Here is a 16,318-nt window from a genome sequence, read left to right as displayed (position 1 = left end):
CGATCAGGCGCGGGCGCCGTCGCGCCGGTAGCGCACGATGACGGCCACGCCCAGCACCACCGTGTACGCGGCGAGCACCGCCGGCGCCGCGCCCGACCCGCCGGAGCCGGACACGGCGCCGTGCCCGATCTCGGCCAGCCAGTAGCTGGGCAGCACCCTGGCCACTCCCGCCAGCACCGGCGGGAAGGCGTCGACCGGGATCAGCAGCCCGCCGACGAAGCTGAGCAGGATCAGCACCCCGCCCTGGTAGGTCTGCACGTTGCGCGCCGAGCAGAGCTGCCCGACGAGCAGCCCGAGCAGCGCGAACGGCACCGTGCCCAGCCAGATGCCGAGCACCGTCAGCGCCCACGGGGCGGCGGTCAGGCGCACGTCGGCGGTGAGCGCGGCCACCAGCGCCACTCCCACCACGGGCGGCAGCGCCACCAACATCGCCACCGCCCCCTTGGCCACCAGGTAGCCCGCGCCGGACAGCGGGGTCAGCCGAAGCTGCCGCTGCCAGCCCGCGCCCCGCTCCACGGCCGTGCGCGCGCCGGTGTCCAGCGCCGCCTTGAACGCCCCGAACGCCGCCAGCCCGCCCATCAGGTACGCGGGCGTGGCCCCCTGGCTCTGGTACAGGTGCGACAGCAGCACGAACAGGCCCACCGGAAGCGCCACGGCGAACACCAGGAACCTGGAGTCCCGCACCGCCCGCCTGACCTCGAACCGCAGGTAGCCGCCCTTCATCGCGCCGCCACCCCCTCGCCGGCCAGGCCCGCGCCCGTCAGCAGCACGAACGCCTCCTCCAGGCTCGCCGAGCGGATCTCGACGTCGCCGGCGCCGGGATGGCGGGCCAGCAACGCGCGCAGCGCGCCGTCGGAGTCGGAGCACCGCAACACGACCCGGTGGCCGTCGCCGGCGGGCTCCGCGTCCACCACGCCGGGCAGCGCCAGCAGCTCCGCCGGCCGCGCCCCGGGGACGAGCGCGGTCACCGTCCGGCCGCCCACCCGCGCCATGACCGCGCTCACCGGCCCGTCGGCGACGATCGTCCCGTCCCGCATCAGCACGACCCGGTCGGCGTGGGCCTCGGCCTCCTCCAGGTAGTGGGTGGTGAACAGCACGGTCCGGCCGGTGGCGGCGAACTCGCCCATCGCGTGCCAGAACTCGCGCCGCGCCGTCACGTCCATCGCCGCCGTGGGCTCGTCCAGCACCAGCAGGCCGGGGTCGGGCACCAGCGCCATGGCCAGCCGTACGCGCTGTGTCTGCCCGCCCGACAGCCTGGCCGCCCGCCGCTCCGCGAGGTCGCCGATCCCGGCCAGCCGCAACGCCTGCGCCACGGGCATCGGCGCGCGGTGCATCGAGGCGATCATGGTGAGGATCTCGCGCACGGTGGCGTCCTCCAGCAGTGTGACCTCCTGGAGCATCGCGCCCACGACGCCGCCCGCGACCGCCCGGTGCGGGTCCTCGCCGAACAGGGTGATGGCGCCGGAGTCCGGCGGGGTGAGGCCGAGCAGCATGTCGACGGTCGTGGACTTGCCCGCGCCGTTGGGCCCGAGCAGCGCCACGACCTCGCCGGGCGTGATCAGCAGATCGATCCCGGCGACCGCGGTCCGGTCGCCGTAGCTCTTGCGCAGGCCGCTGAGGGCCACCGCGTGGGGTGTGATGCGTTCCATGCCCGCCAGCATGGGCGCGGCCGGGCTCGCGCTCCTGGGCCGCCTGTCACGGTTCCGGTGTGACGGGCGTCACATGCCCCTTCCGGCGACGCTCGTCGGGCGGCGCTCGTCAGCCGCCGTGCTCCAGGGCGTCGTCGGCGCGGGCGCCGGACAGGATGGCGTCGAGCAGCCCCGGGTAGCGGGCGTCCAGATCCTCGCGCCGCAGGACGAGCAGGTTCTCCCGCCCCGAGGGGCGCTGCCGGATGACGCCGCTGTCGCGCAGCACCCGCCAGTGATGGGTCGGCCCCGTCGTCATCATCGTCGCCCGCGCCGTCCAGGGCATCGGCGGCGCGCTGCTGCTGCCCTCCACGCTCGCGCTGCTCGGCGGCCTGCTGACCCAGAACTTCGGCTGGCCCGCCGTCTTCTTCGTCAACGTCCCCCTGGCCGCACTGGTCGCGCTGGCCGCCCTGGCCGTCATCCCGCGTGACCCCGCCAGGGGCGAGCGGCGCAGGTTCGACATGCCGGGGGCGCTGAGCGTCACCGCCGGATCGACCCTGCTGGTCTTCGCCCTGGTCGAGGGGCCGGAACTGGGCTGGGGCAGCCCCCTGGTGGCCGGCGCGTTCCTGCCGGCCGCCGCCCTGTTGGCGATCTTCGCGCTGGTCGAGGCCCGCAGCGCCGACCCGCTCATGCCCTTCCGGCTCTTCCGCAACCGCAGCCTGACCGTCGGCATGCTGGTGACCTTCCTCTACATGGCCACCTTCGGCGTCCTGCCGTACTTCCTGACCGTGCTGCTGCAGAGCATCCACGGCTACAGCGCCCTGCAGACCGGGCTGGCCTTCCTCATCCCCTCCCTGGCCATCGCCGCCGGCACCCAGAGCGGCGAACGCCTGGCCACCCGGACGGCACCCGCACCACGCTGCTGATCGGCTTCGCCGTCGGCGTGGCCGGCACCGCCGTCCTCGCCCTCGGCTTCGACGCCGAGGCCGGCTACGGCCTGCTGGTGCCGGGCCTGGTCGTCTCCGGCCTCGGCCAGGGCATCGTCTGGACCGCCATGTGGATCGCCGCCGCCACCGGCACCGCCGCCCACGAGCAGGGCGTGGCCAACGGCATCGCCTCCACCGCGCTCAACATCGGCAACGCGATCGGCCTGGCCGTCTTCACCGTCATCGCCGACCTCGGCACCGCGGGCAGGACCGGCCAGGCGTTGCGCGCCGCCACGGCCGACGGCGAGTTCGTCGTCGTCCTGCTCACCGCGGCCGCGATGATCACGGGCCTCCTGATCACGCTCACCCTGCCGCGCCCCACCCGCGCCAGCGCCGCCGCCGAACCTCGGGACACCTCGCGCGCGGCCGGCTGAGCGCGTCCCCGGGGATCCGGCGCGTCCGCTCGACGGCGGGTCATCCACCGTCCGGCGCGGGACGGGCCGCGTCCGCCTGGCTGGGGACGGGGCGGGCCGCGTCCGCCTGGCTGCGGACAGGACGGGCCGCGTCCGCCTGGCGGCGGGCGTCCTGCCGGGAGCGGAAGGTGCGGCGGTAGGTGTCCGGCGGCACGCCGACCGTACGGCCGAAATGCCGGCGGAGCGTCGTGGCGGTGCCCATGCCCGTGGCCGCCGCGATGGCCTCGACGCTGTCGTCGGTCGTCTCCAGCAACTCCTGGGCATGGCGGATCCGCTGCGTCAGCAGCCACTGCAGCGGGCTGGTGCCGGTCACCGCGCTGAAGTGGCGGCTCAGATTACGCGCGCTCATCCGGGCCCGGCGGGCCAGGTCCTCCACGGTCAGCGGCTGGTCCAGCCGTTCGATCACCCAGGGGAACAGCTCGGCGAGCGGATGGTTGTCCGGGGCGGGCACCGGGGCGGTGACGAACTGGGCCTGGCCGCCGTCCCGGTGCGGCGGCACCACCAGGCGGCGGGCGACCGCGTTGGCGACCGAGGAGCCGTGGTCGAGGCGGACCAGGTGCAGGCACAGGTCCATGGCCGCGGCCTTGCCGGCGGAGGTGAGCACGCTGCCGTCGTCCACGTACAGGACGTCCGGGTCCACCTCCACCTCGGGGTGGCGCTCGGCCAGGTCACGGGTGTGCGCCCAGTGCGTGGTGGCCCGCCTGCCGTCCAGCAGGCCGGCGGCGGCCAGCACGAACGCGCCCGTGCAGAGGGACGCCACGCGCGCGCCCGCCTCGTGGGCCGCGCGCACCGCGTCGACCAGGTCGGCGGGTGGATCGACGTCGACATCGGCCCAGCCCGGGACGATCACGGTGTCGGCCCGCGGGAGCCGGTCGAGGCCGTGGTCGGGCTCCAGCAGGAACCGGCCGGCCCGCACGGCGCCCGGTCCGCAGACCACGAGGTCGTAGCGGCGGTCCGCCGCGCCGGTCAGGCCGGTCCCGAAGACCTCGTACGCCAGCGACAGCTCGAAGTGCAGCATGCCGTCGGTGACGGCCAGCGCGACAGTGTCCATGTCCGGAATTGTACGCATCATGGCGTTCCAGACACTCGCGGCGGGATCCGGTCCTCGCCAGGATTGTCGGCAACGCAGTACAGGTGAGGACAGGGAGAGAGACATGGCATCGGGACTGACGGTGGCGGTGTTCGGCGCGTACGGGCACACCGGGCGTTTCGTGGTGGCGGAGCTGCGGGAGCGCGGGTTCGTCCCGATCGCGTCCGGCCGGGACGCCGAGAAGCTGAAGGCGCTGGCGGCGTCCGAACCCGGGCTGGAGATCCGCCAGGCGTCCGTGGACGACCCCGGCTCCCTCGACGCCGCGCTGGCCGGCGCGGCGGCCGTGGTCAACTGCGCCGGGCCCTTCGCCACGACGACCGCCCCGGTGATCGAGGCGGCGCTGCGCGCCGGGATCCCGTACGTGGACGTGGCGGCCGAGATCGAGGCCAACGCCGACACCTTCACGCACTTCGCGGACCGCGCCCGCGCCGCCGGGGCCGTGATCGTCCCCGCGATGGCCTTCTACGGCGGCCTCGGCGACCTGCTGGTCACCGCCGCGATGGGCGACTGGAGCTCGGCCGACGAGGCGCACGTCGCGTACGCGCTGAACAGCTGGCACCCCACGCCCGGGACGCGCGCCTCGGGCGCGGTCTCCCGGCAGCGGCGGGGCGGCCGGCGCCTGGTGTTCACGAACGGCCGGCTGGAGCACCGCCATGACGCCCCGCCGACCCTGGAGTGGCCCTTCCCCGGCCCGACGGGGCCCCGGGCCGTCATCGGCGAGTTCACGATGGCCGACGTCGTCACCGTTCCCAGCCACCTGTCCATCCCGGAGGTGCGCACCTACATGACGGTCGAGGCGGCCAAGGACGTGCTGGCCCCGGACACGCCCACGCCGGCCCCGTCCGACGAGCGGGGACGGTCCGAGCAGACGTTCCTCGTGGACGTCGTCGTGCGCTCCGGCGGCAGCGAACGGCGCGCCGTGGCGAGCGGCCGCGACATCTACGCCGTCACCGCGCCGCTCGTGGTGGAGGCGGTGGACCGCATCCTGACGGGACGCACCAGGACGACCGGCGTCGCCTCGGCCGGCGAGATCTTCGACGCGGCCGACTTCCTCCGCGCGCTGTCCCCGCACGTCACCCTGGGGCCGGGTGACGGGCCTCGGTGACCGGCCACGTCCAGCGGGTGAGCGTGGAAGAGTGCCTGATCCGTTGTGAGATGCTGCTTTCGTGACGAGCCAGCCTGCCGAACCGCCCCCGCGCCGCGGGCGTGGCCGTCCCGGCCACGACCAGGCAGCGGTCCTGCGCGCCGCGGTGGAGCTGTTCAACCGCAAGGGGTACGACGCCACCAGCATGGGCGACCTGGCCAAGGAGCTGGGCCTGACCAAGCCGGCCATCTACCACCACGTCACCGGCAAGGAGCAGCTCCTCGGCCAGGCCCTGGACGACGCGCTCGACGAGCTGACCGCCGTCGTGACCGAGGCGTTCCGGGAGCAGGCCGGCCGCAGCGCGTACGAACGGCTGCGCGAGGTGGTGCGCCGCAGCGTGGAGGTCCTCGTGGCGCACCAGCCCTCCGTCACGCTCCTGCTGCGGGTACGCGGCAACAGCGAGGTCGAGCTGGCGGCGCTGGAGCGGCGCCGCTGGCTCGACGACCGCCTCGCCGCGCTCGTCACCGACGCCGTCGCGGAGGGCGCGCTCCGTGACGACGTGCCGGCGACGCTGGTCAGCCGGCTGCTGTTCGGCATGGTGAACTCGCTGGTCGAGTGGTACCGGCCGGACGGCGCCTACGACCGGGCGATGGTCGCCGACGCCGTCACCGCCATCGCCTTCGACGGCCTGGCCCGGCACGAGACCCGAGTCTGAGGGGTCTCACCAGGTGTAGAAGCCCTGGCCCGTCTTGCGGCCGAGATGCCCGGCGGCGACCAGGTCGCGCAGGATGCGCGGCGGCTCGAACCGGGGCCCCAGCTCGCGCGCCAGGTGCTCGGCGATCGCCAGCCGCACGTCCAGGCCCACCACGTCGGTGGTGCGCAGGGGCCCCATCGGGTGGCGGTAGCCCAGGGTCATCGCCGTGTCGATGTCGGCCGCGCTCGCGACGCCCTCCTCCAGCATCCGCATCGCCTCCAGCGCCAGGCCGACGCCCAGCCGGCTGCTGGCGAAGCCCGGCGAGTCCGCGACCGTGATCGGCGTCTTGCCCAGCTCGGCCGCCCACTGCTGGGCCAGCGTCACGAGCGCCGGATCGGTACGCGGCCCGGTGACGATCTCGATGAGCGCGCTGACCGGGACGGGGTTGAAGAAGTGCAGCCCGAGGAAGCGCTCCGGCGCGGCCAGCCCGGCGGCCAGCGCGCCGATCGACAGACTGCTGGTGTTGGAGGCCAGCACCGCGCCCGGTGCCGCCTTCTCGACCAGGGCGAACACCTGGGCCTTGAGCGCCGCGTCCTCCGGGACCGCCTCGATGACGAGCTCGCACGGGCCCAGCTCGCCGGGGTCCGAGGTGGTGCGCAGCCGCGTGAGGGCGCCCATGTCGGCCTTGCCCTTGGCCAGGCCGTCGCTCACCCGGCCCCGGGCCTTCTCGGCCGCCTCCGGGCCGTTCTCGACGACGATCACGTGGCTGCCCGCGGTGAGGAACGCCTGCGCGATCCCGGCCCCCATCCGCCCGCCGCCGAAGACGCCGACCGTCCGTGGCAGGCTCATGATCGCCGCTCCAGGAATGCCGTCATGCGCATGTGCTTCTCCTCCGTCTCGAACAGGACCGCCTGAGCCACGTCGTCGATGAACGGGTGCGCGGCCCGGGGGGCGTGGAAGACCGCCTTGGTCAGCCGGGTCGCCAGCGGCGCCCGGGCGGCGATCCGGTCGGCCAGCCGATGCCCGGCCGCCAGCAGCTCCTCCGGCTCCACGACCTCGTTGAGCAGCCGTACGGCGTGCGCCTCCTCGGCCGTCAGCACGCGGCCCGCCAGCAGGATCTCCTTGGCCAGCGGCTCCCCGACCAGCTCGGCCAGCCGCCAGGCCGCCCCGGCCGCCGCCATGATGCCGAGGCCCGTCTCCGGGTTGCCGATCCGGGTGCCCGGCGTGCCGATCCGGAAGTCGCAGGCGTACGCCAGCTCGGCCCCGCCGCCCAGGGCGTACCCGTCGAGCAGGGCCACGGTCGGCATCGGCAGCCGGTGGATCCGCTCGAAGATCTTCGAGTTGATGCCGCGCAGCGCGTCGTACAGGCCGCGTTCGCGAAGCTGGGCGATGTCCGCCCCGGCCGCGAACGTCGTGCCCTCGCCGGTCAGCAGGACGACGCGCGGGTTCTCCTCGACGGCGGCGCACGCCTCGTGCAGCCGGGCGACCAGCTCGCGGTCGATGGCGTTGCGCACCTCCGGGCGGTTGAGCCGCCACACCACCCGGTCCTCGGCCTCCTCGACGATCAGGCTGGTCATGGGCGCTCCACCAGGAGAGCGCTGCCCTGGCCGACGCCGACGCACATGGTCGCCAGGCCGCGCCGCCCGCCGGAGCGTTCGAGCCGGCCGAGCAGGGTGACGAGGATCCGGGCGCCGGACGCGCCCAGCGGGTGCCCGAGGGCGATCGCGCCGCCGTCGGCGTTGACGCGGTCGAGGTCGAGCCCGAGATCCCGGACGCAGGCCAGCGACTGGGAGGCGAACGCCTCGTTCAGCTCCACGGCGTCCAGGTCGTCGACGGTCCAGCCGGCGCGGTCGAGCGCCTTGCGGGTCGCGGGGACCGGGCCGACGCCCATGATCTCCGGTGCCACCCCGGCGTTGGCCGCCGCCACCAGCCGCGCCCGGGGCGTCAGGCCGTGCCGTTCGAGGAAGCGGTCGCTGACCACGACCACGGCCGCGGCGCCGTCGTTGAGCGAGCTGGAGTTGCCCGCGGTGACGACCCCGTCCGGGCCGTTGACCGGGCGCAGCCGCGCCAGCCGCTCCAGGCTCGTGTCCGGCCGGGGCCCCTCGTCGGCGTCCACGACGCCCTCACCGGTGGGAACCGGGACGATCTCCCCGGTGAAGCGGCCCTCCTTGGCCGCCGCGACGGCCCGCTCGTGGGAGCGCAGCGCGAACGCGTCCAGCTCCTCCCGGGCCAGGCCCCAGCGGCGCGCGACGGTCTCGGCGGTCTGCGGCATGGAGGCGGTCGTCGCGGCGTCGAAGCGCGGGTTGGTGAAGCGCCAGCCGATCGAGGTGTCGAACGACGCCCCCGGCTTGGCGAACGCCTTGGCCGGCTTCTCGGTCACCCACGGCGCGCGGGTCATCGACTCCACCCCGCCCGCTACCACCACGTCGGCGTCACCGGCGGCGATCATGGCCCGTGCAGTGGCGACCGCGGTGAGCCCCGAGGCGCACAGCCGGTTGACGGTGAACCCGGGCACCGAGTCGGGCAGGCCCGCCAGCAGGAGGGCCATCCGGGCGACGTTGCGATTGTCCTCGCCGGCCTGGTTGGCCGCGCCGAGCACCACCTCGTCGACGAGTTCCGGGGCGATCCCCGCGCGGGCGACGGCCTCGCCCACGACGAGGGCGGCCAGGTCGTCGGGCCGGACGTGGGCGAGCGCGCCGCCGTAGCGGCCGATCGGCGTCCGCACGCCGGAGACGACGAAGGATTCGGGCATGTGTAGGGCTCCTTATGCGTCGTAGTCGACGGTGACGCGCTCGCCGACCGGAAACGTCTGGCAGGTGAGGACGAACCCGGCGTCCAGCTCGGGCTGTTCCAGGGCGTAGTTGCGGCGCATGTCCACCTCGCCGTCCCGCACGACCGCGCGGCACGTCCCGCAGACGCCGCCCTTGCAGGCGAACGGCAGGTCCGCGCGCGCCGCCTGGGCGCCGTCGAGCAGCGTCGTCCCGCGCGAGACCGTCGAGGTCGTGCGGAGGCCGTCGAGCACGACCGTCAGCTCGCTGGTCGCGCCGGGCGGCGCCCAGTCGGCCGCCCGTCGCGGCTGCGGCGGCGGCTCGTCGACGTAGAACAGCTCCACGTGCACGCGGGACGCGGGAACGCCCAGCTCGGCGAGCACCGTACGCGCCTGCTGGATCATCGCCAGCGGTCCGCAGAGCCAGACGTGGTCGAACACCTCGACCGGCACCAGCTCGGTCAGCAGGCGGCGCAGCCGGTCGCCGTCGAGCCGCCCCGAGAACAGCTCGACGTCGCGCGGCTCACGCGAGAGCGCGTGGACCACCTGGAGCCGGGAGCCGTACCGGTTCTTCAGGTCGCCCAGCTCCTCGGCGAACATCACGGTGCGGCTGGTGCGGTTGCCGTACAGCAGCGACACCTGGGCCTCGGGGTGGGTGAGCACGGTGGAGGCGAGCGACAGCATCGGGGTGATGCCCGATCCGGCGGCGACGCACAGGTGCCGCTCGCCCATGGCGGGGTCGGCCTGCCAGGAGCCGGTCGGCGTCTGGACCTCGATCCGCGTGCCCGGCGCGACCTCGCGGACCAGCCAGGATGAGAACAGCCCGTCCGGGATCTCGCGGACGCCGATCCGCGGCTGCGCCCCGGCCGGCGCGCAGATCGAGTACGAGCGGCGCTCCTCCCGCCCGTCCACGAAGCGGCGCAGGGTGAGCGACTGCCCGGCGCGGAAGGCGTACGCCTCGCGCAGCTCGTCCGGGACGGCGAAGGTGATCGCCGCGGCGTCCTCGCACAGGTGGTCCACCGCCGCCACGGTGAGCGGGTGGAAAGAGGGCATGTCAGATCTCCTTGACGTGCTCGAACGGCTCCTGGCAGCCGGTGCAGCGGTAGAGGGCCTTGCAGGCGGTCGCCCCGAACTCGGAGGTCAGCCGGGTCGCCGCCGACCCGCAGCGCGGGCAGGGCGGGGCGCTCCTGGCCGGGCCGAGCGTGAGCGGGATCGGTCCGGTCCGGCGGGGGGCCGGGCCGGGCGCCGACAGCCCCGCCTCGCGCAGCGCCGCCCGGCCGCGCTCGCTGATCCAGTCGCTCGACCAGGGCGGGTCCAGGACGATCCGCACCTCGACGCGGTCGAACCCGGCCTCGCGCAGCCGGTGGACGAGGTCGTCGCGCATGGTCGCCATGGCGGGGCAGCCGGTGTACGTCGGGGTGATCGACACGACCACCTCCCCGCCGCCGTCCAGCTCGACGTCGCGCAGCACGCCGAGGTCGGCGAGGGTGAGCATGGGCATCTCGGGGTCGCGCACCTGCCGGGCGACCTCGGCGGCCCGGTCCCTGGCGTTCACCAGCGCCCGCTCGGGTGGGCGCGGGCGACGACCTGCATCTCGGCGAGCAGTGGGGCGAGGGCGGCGGTGTGCGCGCCGTCGCGGCCGGTGCCGCCGGGCAGCTCGCGGCCGGTGCCGCCGATCGGCTCGCGGCCGGCGTCGGACGGCGGCGCGTCGCCGGGCCGCTCGACGCCGCTGACGGCGAAGACCTGGTCGAGGACGACGTCCACCTCGCCGCGCAGGGTGGCGGGGTCCACGCCGAAACCGGTGTGCGGGGCGAGCAGTTCGGCCTGGTACGGCCACAGGGCCTCCAGCGCCGTCTCCAGCCTGCGCCGCGACTCCTCGGTGCCCTGCGCCAGGGTGAGGAACCAGCGTCCGGCCCAGTCGCGGTGGTAGGTGATCTCCTTCACGCCCTTGGCCGCCACCGCCGCCAGCACCTGGTCAGGGCTCGTGCGCAGCCGCTCCAGCAGCGCGAGCCGGGCCACCGAGAACAGCAGCAGCCGGACGACGACGTGCGCGAAGTCGCCGTTCTCCACCTCGGCGAGCCGCACGTTGCGGAACTGCTCCGCGTCGCGGAAGAAGGCCAGCGCGTCCTCGGCGGGCACCGGCGAGCCCTCGGGCAGGGCGGGCACCACGCCGGGGTCGGCCGCGGCGGCCCGGGCCAGCAGCAGGCGGGCCTGTCCGAGCAGGTCGAGCGCCATGTTGGCCAGCGCGATGTCCTCTTCCAGGTCGGGCGCGCGGCTGCACCACTCCGACAGGCGCTGCGACATGATCAGCGCGTCGTCGCCGAGCATGAGGCAGTACGCGGCCAGCTCGGCGGGGTCCACGCCCTGGGGCACCGTGGTGTCGACCCCGGCCAGGGGGTCCTCGAAGCCGGTGCCGAAGGCCCACTGGGAGGAGTCGCCGGCGTATTCGTCGTTCATGATGGCCAACCGATCACATGTGCGGGACGTTGTCGGGGATGTCGTAGAACGTCGGGTGCCGGTAGACCTTGTCGCCGCTCGGCGCGAACATCGGGTCCTTCTCGTCCGGGCTGGAGGCCGTGATGGCGTCGGCGCGGACGACCCAGATGCTCACGCCCTCGTTGCGCCGGGTGTAGACGTCGCGGGCGTGCCGTACGGCCATCGCGTCGTCGGCGGCGTGCAGGGATCCGACGTGCACGTGGTTGAGGCCCCGCTTGCCGCGGACGAACACCTCGTACAGCGGCCACTCCCGCCGGTCGGCGCTCATCGCGCGCCCGCCCGCTCCGCGAAGGCCGACGCGGCCTCGCGCACCCAGGCGCCGTCCTCGTGCGCGGCCCGGCGGTGCGCCATGCGCTGCGCGTTGCACGGCCCGTCGCCCCGGATGACGGCGGCGAGCTCCTCCCAGTCGGGCTCACCGAAGTCGTGGTGGCCGCGTTCCTCGTTCCAGCGCAGCTCGGGGTCGGGCAGCGTCACCCCGAGCGCCTCGGCCTGCGGGACCGTCATGTCCACGAACTTCTGGCGCAGCTCGTCGTTGGAGTTGCGCTTGACGCCCCAGGCCATCGACCGCGCGCTGTTGGGGGAGTCGGCGTCCGGCGGGCCGAACATCATCAGCGACGGCCACCAGAACCGGTTCACCGACTCCTGGACCATCTCGCGCTGGGCGTCGGTGCCGCGCATCATCGTCATCAGCAGCTCGTAGCCCTGCCGCTGGTGGAAGGACTCCTCCTTGCAGATGCGGATCATGGCGCGGCCGTACGGGCCGTAGGAGGTGCGGCAGAGCGGCACCTGGTTGCAGATCGCGGCGCCGTCGACCAGCCAGCCGATCGTCCCCACGTCGGCGTACGACAGCGTGGGGTAGTTGAAGATCGAGGAGTACTTCTGCCGCCCGGTCAGCAGCAGCTCGGTCAACTCGGCCCGGGAGACGCCCAGCGTCTCGCACGCCGAGTACAGATACAGCCCGTGCCCCGCCTCGTCCTGCACCTTGGCCAGCAGGATCGCCTTGCGGCGCAGGGACGGCGCGCGGCCGATCCACGCGCCCTCGGGCTGCATGCCGATGATCTCGGAGTGCGCGTGCTGGGCCATCTGGCGTACGAGCGTCCGGCGGTAGGCGTCCGGCATCCAGTCACGGGGCTCGATCCGGTCGTGGCGCGCGATGGTCGCCTCGAACGCGGCTTCGAGTGCTTCGGGTTCCACCGGTGTCGTCGTCATCTTTACCTCCCCAGGCGTGGCGTCTTATTTACTTATCGCTCGGTCAGTAATACGGTGGCACGTGTCGGGGCTCCTGCGCAAGGTCCCCGCGGAGAGGAGAGGTCAGCGTGAGCGCGCTGCTGGAGAGCTACGCCGCCGGACGATGGTTCCGGGCGGCCGACGACGGAGAGCCCCTGCTCGACGCCGCCACGGGCGAGGAGGTCGCGCGGATCTCCAGCCGGGGGCTGGACGTCGCCGCGATGGTGCGCCACGCCCGCGACACCGGCGGGCCCGCGCTGCGGTCCCTGACCTTCCACGAGCGGGCCGCCCTGCTGAAGGCGCTGGCCAAGCACCTGACCGCGCGCAAGGAGGAGCTGTACGCGCTGTCGGTGCGCACCGGCGCCACCTCGCGCGACACGATGATCGACGTGGACGGCGGCATCGGCACGCTGTTCAGCTACGCGAGCAAGGGCGTGCGCGAGCTCCCGAACGACACCGTCTTCCTCGACGGCGGCCTGGAGCGCCTGAGCAAGGGCGGCACGTTCGTCGGCCAGCACCTCTACACCTCGCGGCCGGGCGTCGCGGTGCAGATCAACGCCTTCAACTTCCCCGTCTGGGGGATGCTGGAGAAGCTGGCCCCGGCCTTCCTCGCCGGGCTGCCCACGATCGTCAAGCCGGCCAGCCAGACCGCGTACCTGACCGAGCTGGCCGTACGGCTGATCATCGAGTCGGGCATCCTGCCCGAGGGGGCGCTCCAGCTCGTCTCGGGCGGAGCCGGCGGGCTGCTCGACGAGCTGACCGTCCAGGACTCCGTCGCCTTCACCGGCTCCGCGCACACCGCGGGCATCCTGCGCCGCCACCCGAACGTGCTGGACGGCGGCGTCGTGCTGGGCGTCGAGGCCGACTCGCTGAACTGCTCCATCCTCGGGCCGGACGTGCGGCCGGACGACCCGGAGTTCGACCTGTTCGTCAAGGGCGTCGTCACCGAGATGACGGTCAAGGCGGGCCAGAAGTGCACCGCCATCCGCCGGGTCCTCGTGCCCTCGGCCATGGCCGACCAGGTCGTCGAGGCGCTGGCCGCGCGCCTGTCGAAGGTGACCGTCGGCGATCCGCGCAACCCGGACGTCCGGATGGGCGCGCTGGCCAGCCTCGGGCAGCGCGACGAGGTGCGCAAGGCCGTCGAGGCGCTGCGGGCCGGCGCGGAGGTCGTCTTCGGCGAGCCGGCCGGCGCCTCCCTGCTCGACGGCGACGCCGAGCGCGGCGCGTTCATGACCCCGCTGCTGCTGCGCGCCCGTCCCGGCGCCACCGAGCCGCACGACGTGGAGCCGTTCGGGCCGGTCGCCACCGTGCTCGCCTACGACGGCCTGGACGCGGCCGTCACGCTCGCGGCGCGCGGCAAGGGCAGCCTCGTCGCCTCGGTCGCCACCCACGACCCGGACGTCGCGCGCTCGGTCGTCCTCGGGCTCGCGCCCTGGCACGGCCGGGTCCTCGTCCTGGACCGGGACGACGCCAAGGAGTCCACCGGGCACGGCTCGCCGCTGCCCGTCCTCGTCCACGGCGGCCCCGGCCGGGCCGGCGGCGGCGAGGAGCTCGGCGGCGTACGCGGGGTCCTGCACCACATGCAGCGCACCGCCGTCCAGGCCTCCCCGGACCTGCTCACCGCGGTCACCGGACGCTGGACCACGGGCGCCACACGGGGCGAGTCCGGCGTCCACCCGTTCCGCAAGTCCCTGGCGGACCTGCGGATCGGCGACACGATCGCCTCCGCGCCGCGCACGGTCTCGCTCGACGACATCGAGCACTTCGCCGAGTTCACCGGCGACACCTTCTACGCGCACACCGACGCCGAGGCGGCGGCGCGCAACCCGCTGTTCGGCGGCATCGTCGCCCACGGGTACCTCGTGGTGTCCCTGGCCGCCGGGCTCTTCGTGGACCCGGCGCCCGGACCGGTCCTGGCCAACTTCGGCGTCGACTCCCTGCGCTTCCTCACCCCGGTGAAGGCGGGCGACACGATCGACGTGAAGCTGACCGTCAAGCAGATCACCCCGCGCAGCTCGGCCGACTACGGCGAGGTCCGCTGGGACGCCGTCGTCGCCAACCAGGACGGCCAGGCCGTCGCCACGTACGACGTGCTGACTCTCGTGGCCAAGACCTGGCCGATGGCCGAGCAGGAGGGCTGAGGTGGACAGCGCGTCCCTCCTGCTGGAGCATGACGGCGCCGTCGCCGTGCTGACCCTCGACCGCCCGGACCGCCGCAACGCGCTGGACGGCGCGCTGAAGACGGCGCTGCGCCGGGCGCTGGAGGAGGTCGCGGCCGACGACGCCGTCCGCGCCGTGCTGCTGACCGGGGCGGGCAGTGCCTTCTGCGTCGGCCAGGATCTCGCCGAGCACGCGGCTGCCCTCCGCTCGGACGCCGGGCACGCCTTCGACACCGTCGAGGAGGACTACGCGCCGATCATCCGGCTGCTGGCCACCATGGGCAAGCCGGTCGTCGCCGCCGTCAACGGCACCTGCGTCGGCGCCGGCCTGGCCCTCGCCCTGGCCTGCGACCTGCGGGTGCTTGCGGAGGAGGCCGTCTTCGCCACGGCGTTCACGGCCATCGGGCTGACCTGCGACTCCGGGCTGTCCCTGACGCTCGTCCGGGCGGTCGGCGAGGCCAGGGCCAAGGAGCTGGTCCTGCTCGGCGAGTCGTTCGGCGCCCGGCAGGCGGTGGAGTGGGGGATCTCGGGCCGCGTCGTCCCGCGCGAGGAGGTCGGGGCGGTGGCGCGTGAGCTGGCGGCCAGGCTCGCCGCCGGGCCGACCGCCGCCTACGCCGAGTCCAAGCGGCTGATCGCGCGGGCCTGGGACCAGGACCTCGGCGCGGCGCTCACCGCCGAGGCGCACGCCCAGGCCCGCCTCGGGCTGACCGCCGACCACGCGGGCGCGGTGGAGGCGTTCCTCGACAAACGCAAACCCGCCTTCGAGGGACGCTGAACCGCGGAGGGCCCGACCCGTCGGGCCCTCCGCCGTTTCTGCCGCGGGGCCGCGATCTCGTCGTCGACGCCGAAGCGGCTCAGCGTGGGGTGAGGACGCAGAACTCGTTGCCCTCGGGGTCGGCGAGGACCGTCCACGACACGTCGCCCTGGCCGACGTCGAGGTCGGTGGCGCCGAGGGCCCTCAGCCGGGCCACCTCCGCCGCCTGGTCGTCGCCGGGGTACGGTCGCAGGTCGAGATGGAGGCGGTTCTTCACGGTCTTCGCGCCGGGCGTGCGGAGGAATTCGAGACAGGGCCCGACCGCCTTGGCGGAGCGCAGCGTCGCCTGATCGTCGGTGACCTCGTGCACGGTCCAGTCCATGGCCTCGCCCCAGAACCGGGCCATGGCCCGCGGGTCCGCGCAGTCGACCACCACCGCGGCCATCGGCCCGGTGTCCCGGTAGATCTCCCGAGGCTCCAGCACGCAGAACTCGTTGCCCTCCGGGTCGGCGAGGACCGTCCAGGGGACGTCGCCCTGGCCCACGTCGACCGGCGTCGCGCCGAGAGCCCGCAGGCGCGCGACCAGGTCCGCCTGGTGGGCCGCGGAGGTGGTGGCGAGGTCGATGTGCACGCGGTTCTTCACCGTTTTGGGTTCCGGCACGGCGAGGACGGCCAGGCAGACGGCGACGGGGTCGGGATAGGTGAAGCCCTCGGGTTGGACGTCGGTCTCGCCGGGTTCGTCGCCGGCGACGTCCCAGCCGAGCGCCTCCGCCCAGAACCGGCCGAGCGCCGAGTCGTCCCCGGCGTCCAGCGCGAGATGAACAAGCCTCAAAGCCATGTCGCCGATCCTATGCGCCCGGCCCGCCCTTTATGCTCGCCACGCGAGTTTAATGGCCCAGGCGAGGAAGGCGGGCATGGCCGGCGACGCGGCAGCGCGCCCGCATGTCCGAGATGCACGAGTACGACACGTTCATGGTGCGGCGCCTGGAGGCGCTGCTCGGCGAGTACGCGGCGCTCCGGGCG

The 16,318-nt window shown here is 74.2% G+C and carries 19 protein-coding genes; 6 read left to right on the top strand and 13 right to left on the bottom strand.

All coding sequences use genetic code 11. The annotated features are described in order from the left end of the window. Positions 1-3 precede the first annotated feature (3 nt). From HTZ77_RS30870 to HTZ77_RS45500, 3 genes are all read right to left on the bottom strand, one after another. A complete protein-coding gene (locus HTZ77_RS30870) occupies positions 4-723 on the bottom strand; it encodes an ABC transporter permease (RefSeq protein WP_175593219.1) in 720 nt (239 codons plus the stop codon). Next, the gene (locus tag HTZ77_RS30865; RefSeq protein ID WP_235995421.1) at positions 720-1,649 is read right to left on the bottom strand and encodes an ABC transporter ATP-binding protein; all 930 of its coding nucleotides are present in this window, start codon (positions 1,647-1,649) and stop codon (positions 720-722) included. The genes HTZ77_RS30870 and HTZ77_RS30865 overlap by 4 nt, the downstream gene beginning before the upstream one ends. A 109-nt stretch (positions 1,650-1,758) precedes the next feature. After that, positions 1,759-2,106, bottom strand: coding sequence for a hypothetical protein (locus tag HTZ77_RS45500; protein WP_235995465.1), 348 nt, complete (start codon positions 2,104-2,106; stop codon positions 1,759-1,761). Here HTZ77_RS45500 and HTZ77_RS45495 point away from each other — a divergent pair. Together HTZ77_RS45495 and HTZ77_RS45490 are read left to right on the top strand one after the other, a co-directional pair. Next, complete coding sequence (locus tag HTZ77_RS45495) at positions 1,988-2,551, top strand: MFS transporter (protein ID WP_328808871.1); 564 nt, start codon at positions 1,988-1,990, stop codon at positions 2,549-2,551. The genes HTZ77_RS45500 and HTZ77_RS45495 overlap by 119 nt on opposite strands. A gap of 17 nt (positions 2,552-2,568) precedes the next feature. Next, positions 2,569-2,985, top strand: coding sequence for an MFS transporter (locus tag HTZ77_RS45490; RefSeq protein ID WP_205303948.1), 417 nt, complete (start codon positions 2,569-2,571; stop codon positions 2,983-2,985). 40 nt (positions 2,986-3,025) lie between these two features. Here HTZ77_RS45490 and HTZ77_RS30850 read toward each other — a convergent pair whose 3' ends face one another. Then, positions 3,026-4,075, bottom strand: a complete 1,050-nt coding sequence (locus HTZ77_RS30850; RefSeq protein WP_175593217.1) for a helix-turn-helix domain-containing protein — start codon at positions 4,073-4,075, stop codon at positions 3,026-3,028. Positions 4,076-4,178: 103 nt separating this feature from the next. On the opposite strand from HTZ77_RS30850, the gene HTZ77_RS30845 reads away from it, so the two are divergent. After that, positions 4,179-5,219, top strand: a complete 1,041-nt coding sequence (locus tag HTZ77_RS30845) for a saccharopine dehydrogenase family protein (RefSeq protein WP_175593216.1) — start codon at positions 4,179-4,181, stop codon at positions 5,217-5,219. A 61-nt stretch (positions 5,220-5,280) separates the two neighbouring features. Continuing rightward, positions 5,281-5,913: a TetR/AcrR family transcriptional regulator gene (locus HTZ77_RS30840; protein WP_175593215.1), complete on the top strand. Its 633-nt coding sequence runs from the start codon at positions 5,281-5,283 to the stop codon at positions 5,911-5,913. 6 nt (positions 5,914-5,919) lie between these two features. On the opposite strand, the gene HTZ77_RS30835 is transcribed toward HTZ77_RS30840, so the two are convergent. From HTZ77_RS30835 to paaA, 8 genes are read right to left on the bottom strand one after another with little or no spacing between them, the layout of a single operon-like run. Further along, positions 5,920-6,741: a 3-hydroxyacyl-CoA dehydrogenase family protein gene (locus HTZ77_RS30835; RefSeq protein ID WP_175593214.1), complete on the bottom strand. Its 822-nt coding sequence runs from the start codon at positions 6,739-6,741 to the stop codon at positions 5,920-5,922. Beyond that, the gene (locus HTZ77_RS30830) at positions 6,738-7,469 is read right to left on the bottom strand and encodes an enoyl-CoA hydratase/isomerase family protein (RefSeq protein ID WP_175593213.1); all 732 of its coding nucleotides are present in this window, start codon (positions 7,467-7,469) and stop codon (positions 6,738-6,740) included. The genes HTZ77_RS30835 and HTZ77_RS30830 overlap by 4 nt, the downstream gene beginning before the upstream one ends. Continuing rightward, positions 7,466-8,644 (bottom strand): thiolase family protein, encoded by a 1,179-nt coding sequence (locus tag HTZ77_RS30825; protein ID WP_175593212.1) that lies wholly within the window; start codon positions 8,642-8,644, stop codon positions 7,466-7,468. Before HTZ77_RS30825 ends, HTZ77_RS30830 begins: the two co-directional genes overlap by 4 nt. A 12-nt stretch (positions 8,645-8,656) precedes the next feature. Next, the gene (gene paaE / locus HTZ77_RS30820; protein WP_175593211.1) at positions 8,657-9,712 is read right to left on the bottom strand and encodes a 1,2-phenylacetyl-CoA epoxidase subunit PaaE; all 1,056 of its coding nucleotides are present in this window, start codon (positions 9,710-9,712) and stop codon (positions 8,657-8,659) included. A 1-nt stretch (position 9,713) separates the two neighbouring features. Further along, complete coding sequence (gene paaD, locus HTZ77_RS30815) at positions 9,714-10,214, bottom strand: 1,2-phenylacetyl-CoA epoxidase subunit PaaD (RefSeq protein ID WP_328808859.1); 501 nt, start codon at positions 10,212-10,214, stop codon at positions 9,714-9,716. Next, positions 10,211-11,116 (bottom strand): 1,2-phenylacetyl-CoA epoxidase subunit PaaC, encoded by a 906-nt coding sequence (paaC, locus tag HTZ77_RS30810; protein WP_175593210.1) that lies wholly within the window; start codon positions 11,114-11,116, stop codon positions 10,211-10,213. Before paaC ends, paaD begins: the two co-directional genes overlap by 4 nt. Before the next feature lie 13 nt (positions 11,117-11,129). Then, positions 11,130-11,423, bottom strand: a complete 294-nt coding sequence (paaB, locus tag HTZ77_RS30805) for a 1,2-phenylacetyl-CoA epoxidase subunit PaaB (protein ID WP_175593209.1) — start codon at positions 11,421-11,423, stop codon at positions 11,130-11,132. Next, positions 11,420-12,364: a 1,2-phenylacetyl-CoA epoxidase subunit PaaA gene (gene paaA, locus HTZ77_RS30800; protein ID WP_175593208.1), complete on the bottom strand. Its 945-nt coding sequence runs from the start codon at positions 12,362-12,364 to the stop codon at positions 11,420-11,422. Before paaA ends, paaB begins: the two co-directional genes overlap by 4 nt. 107 nt (positions 12,365-12,471) lie before the next feature. On the opposite strand from paaA, the gene paaZ reads away from it, so the two are divergent. Next, positions 12,472-14,523, top strand: coding sequence for a phenylacetic acid degradation bifunctional protein PaaZ (paaZ, locus tag HTZ77_RS30795; protein WP_175593207.1), 2,052 nt, complete (start codon positions 12,472-12,474; stop codon positions 14,521-14,523). Position 14,524: 1 nt separating this feature from the next. Beyond that, a complete protein-coding gene (locus tag HTZ77_RS30790; protein WP_175593206.1) occupies positions 14,525-15,316 on the top strand; it encodes an enoyl-CoA hydratase/isomerase family protein in 792 nt (263 codons plus the stop codon). 79 nt (positions 15,317-15,395) lie between these two features. Here the strand turns inward: HTZ77_RS30790 and HTZ77_RS30785 are convergent, their stop codons facing one another. Then, the gene (locus HTZ77_RS30785) at positions 15,396-16,133 is read right to left on the bottom strand and encodes a VOC family protein (RefSeq protein ID WP_175593205.1); all 738 of its coding nucleotides are present in this window, start codon (positions 16,131-16,133) and stop codon (positions 15,396-15,398) included. Positions 16,134-16,318 lie beyond the last annotated feature (185 nt).

The organism is Nonomuraea montanisoli, from assembly GCF_013363975.1.
Taxonomy (GTDB): domain Bacteria; phylum Actinomycetota; class Actinomycetes; order Streptosporangiales; family Streptosporangiaceae; genus Nonomuraea; species Nonomuraea montanisoli.
Note: the sequence above shows the minus strand (reverse complement) of the source record. Positions and strands in the feature narration are given on the sequence as shown.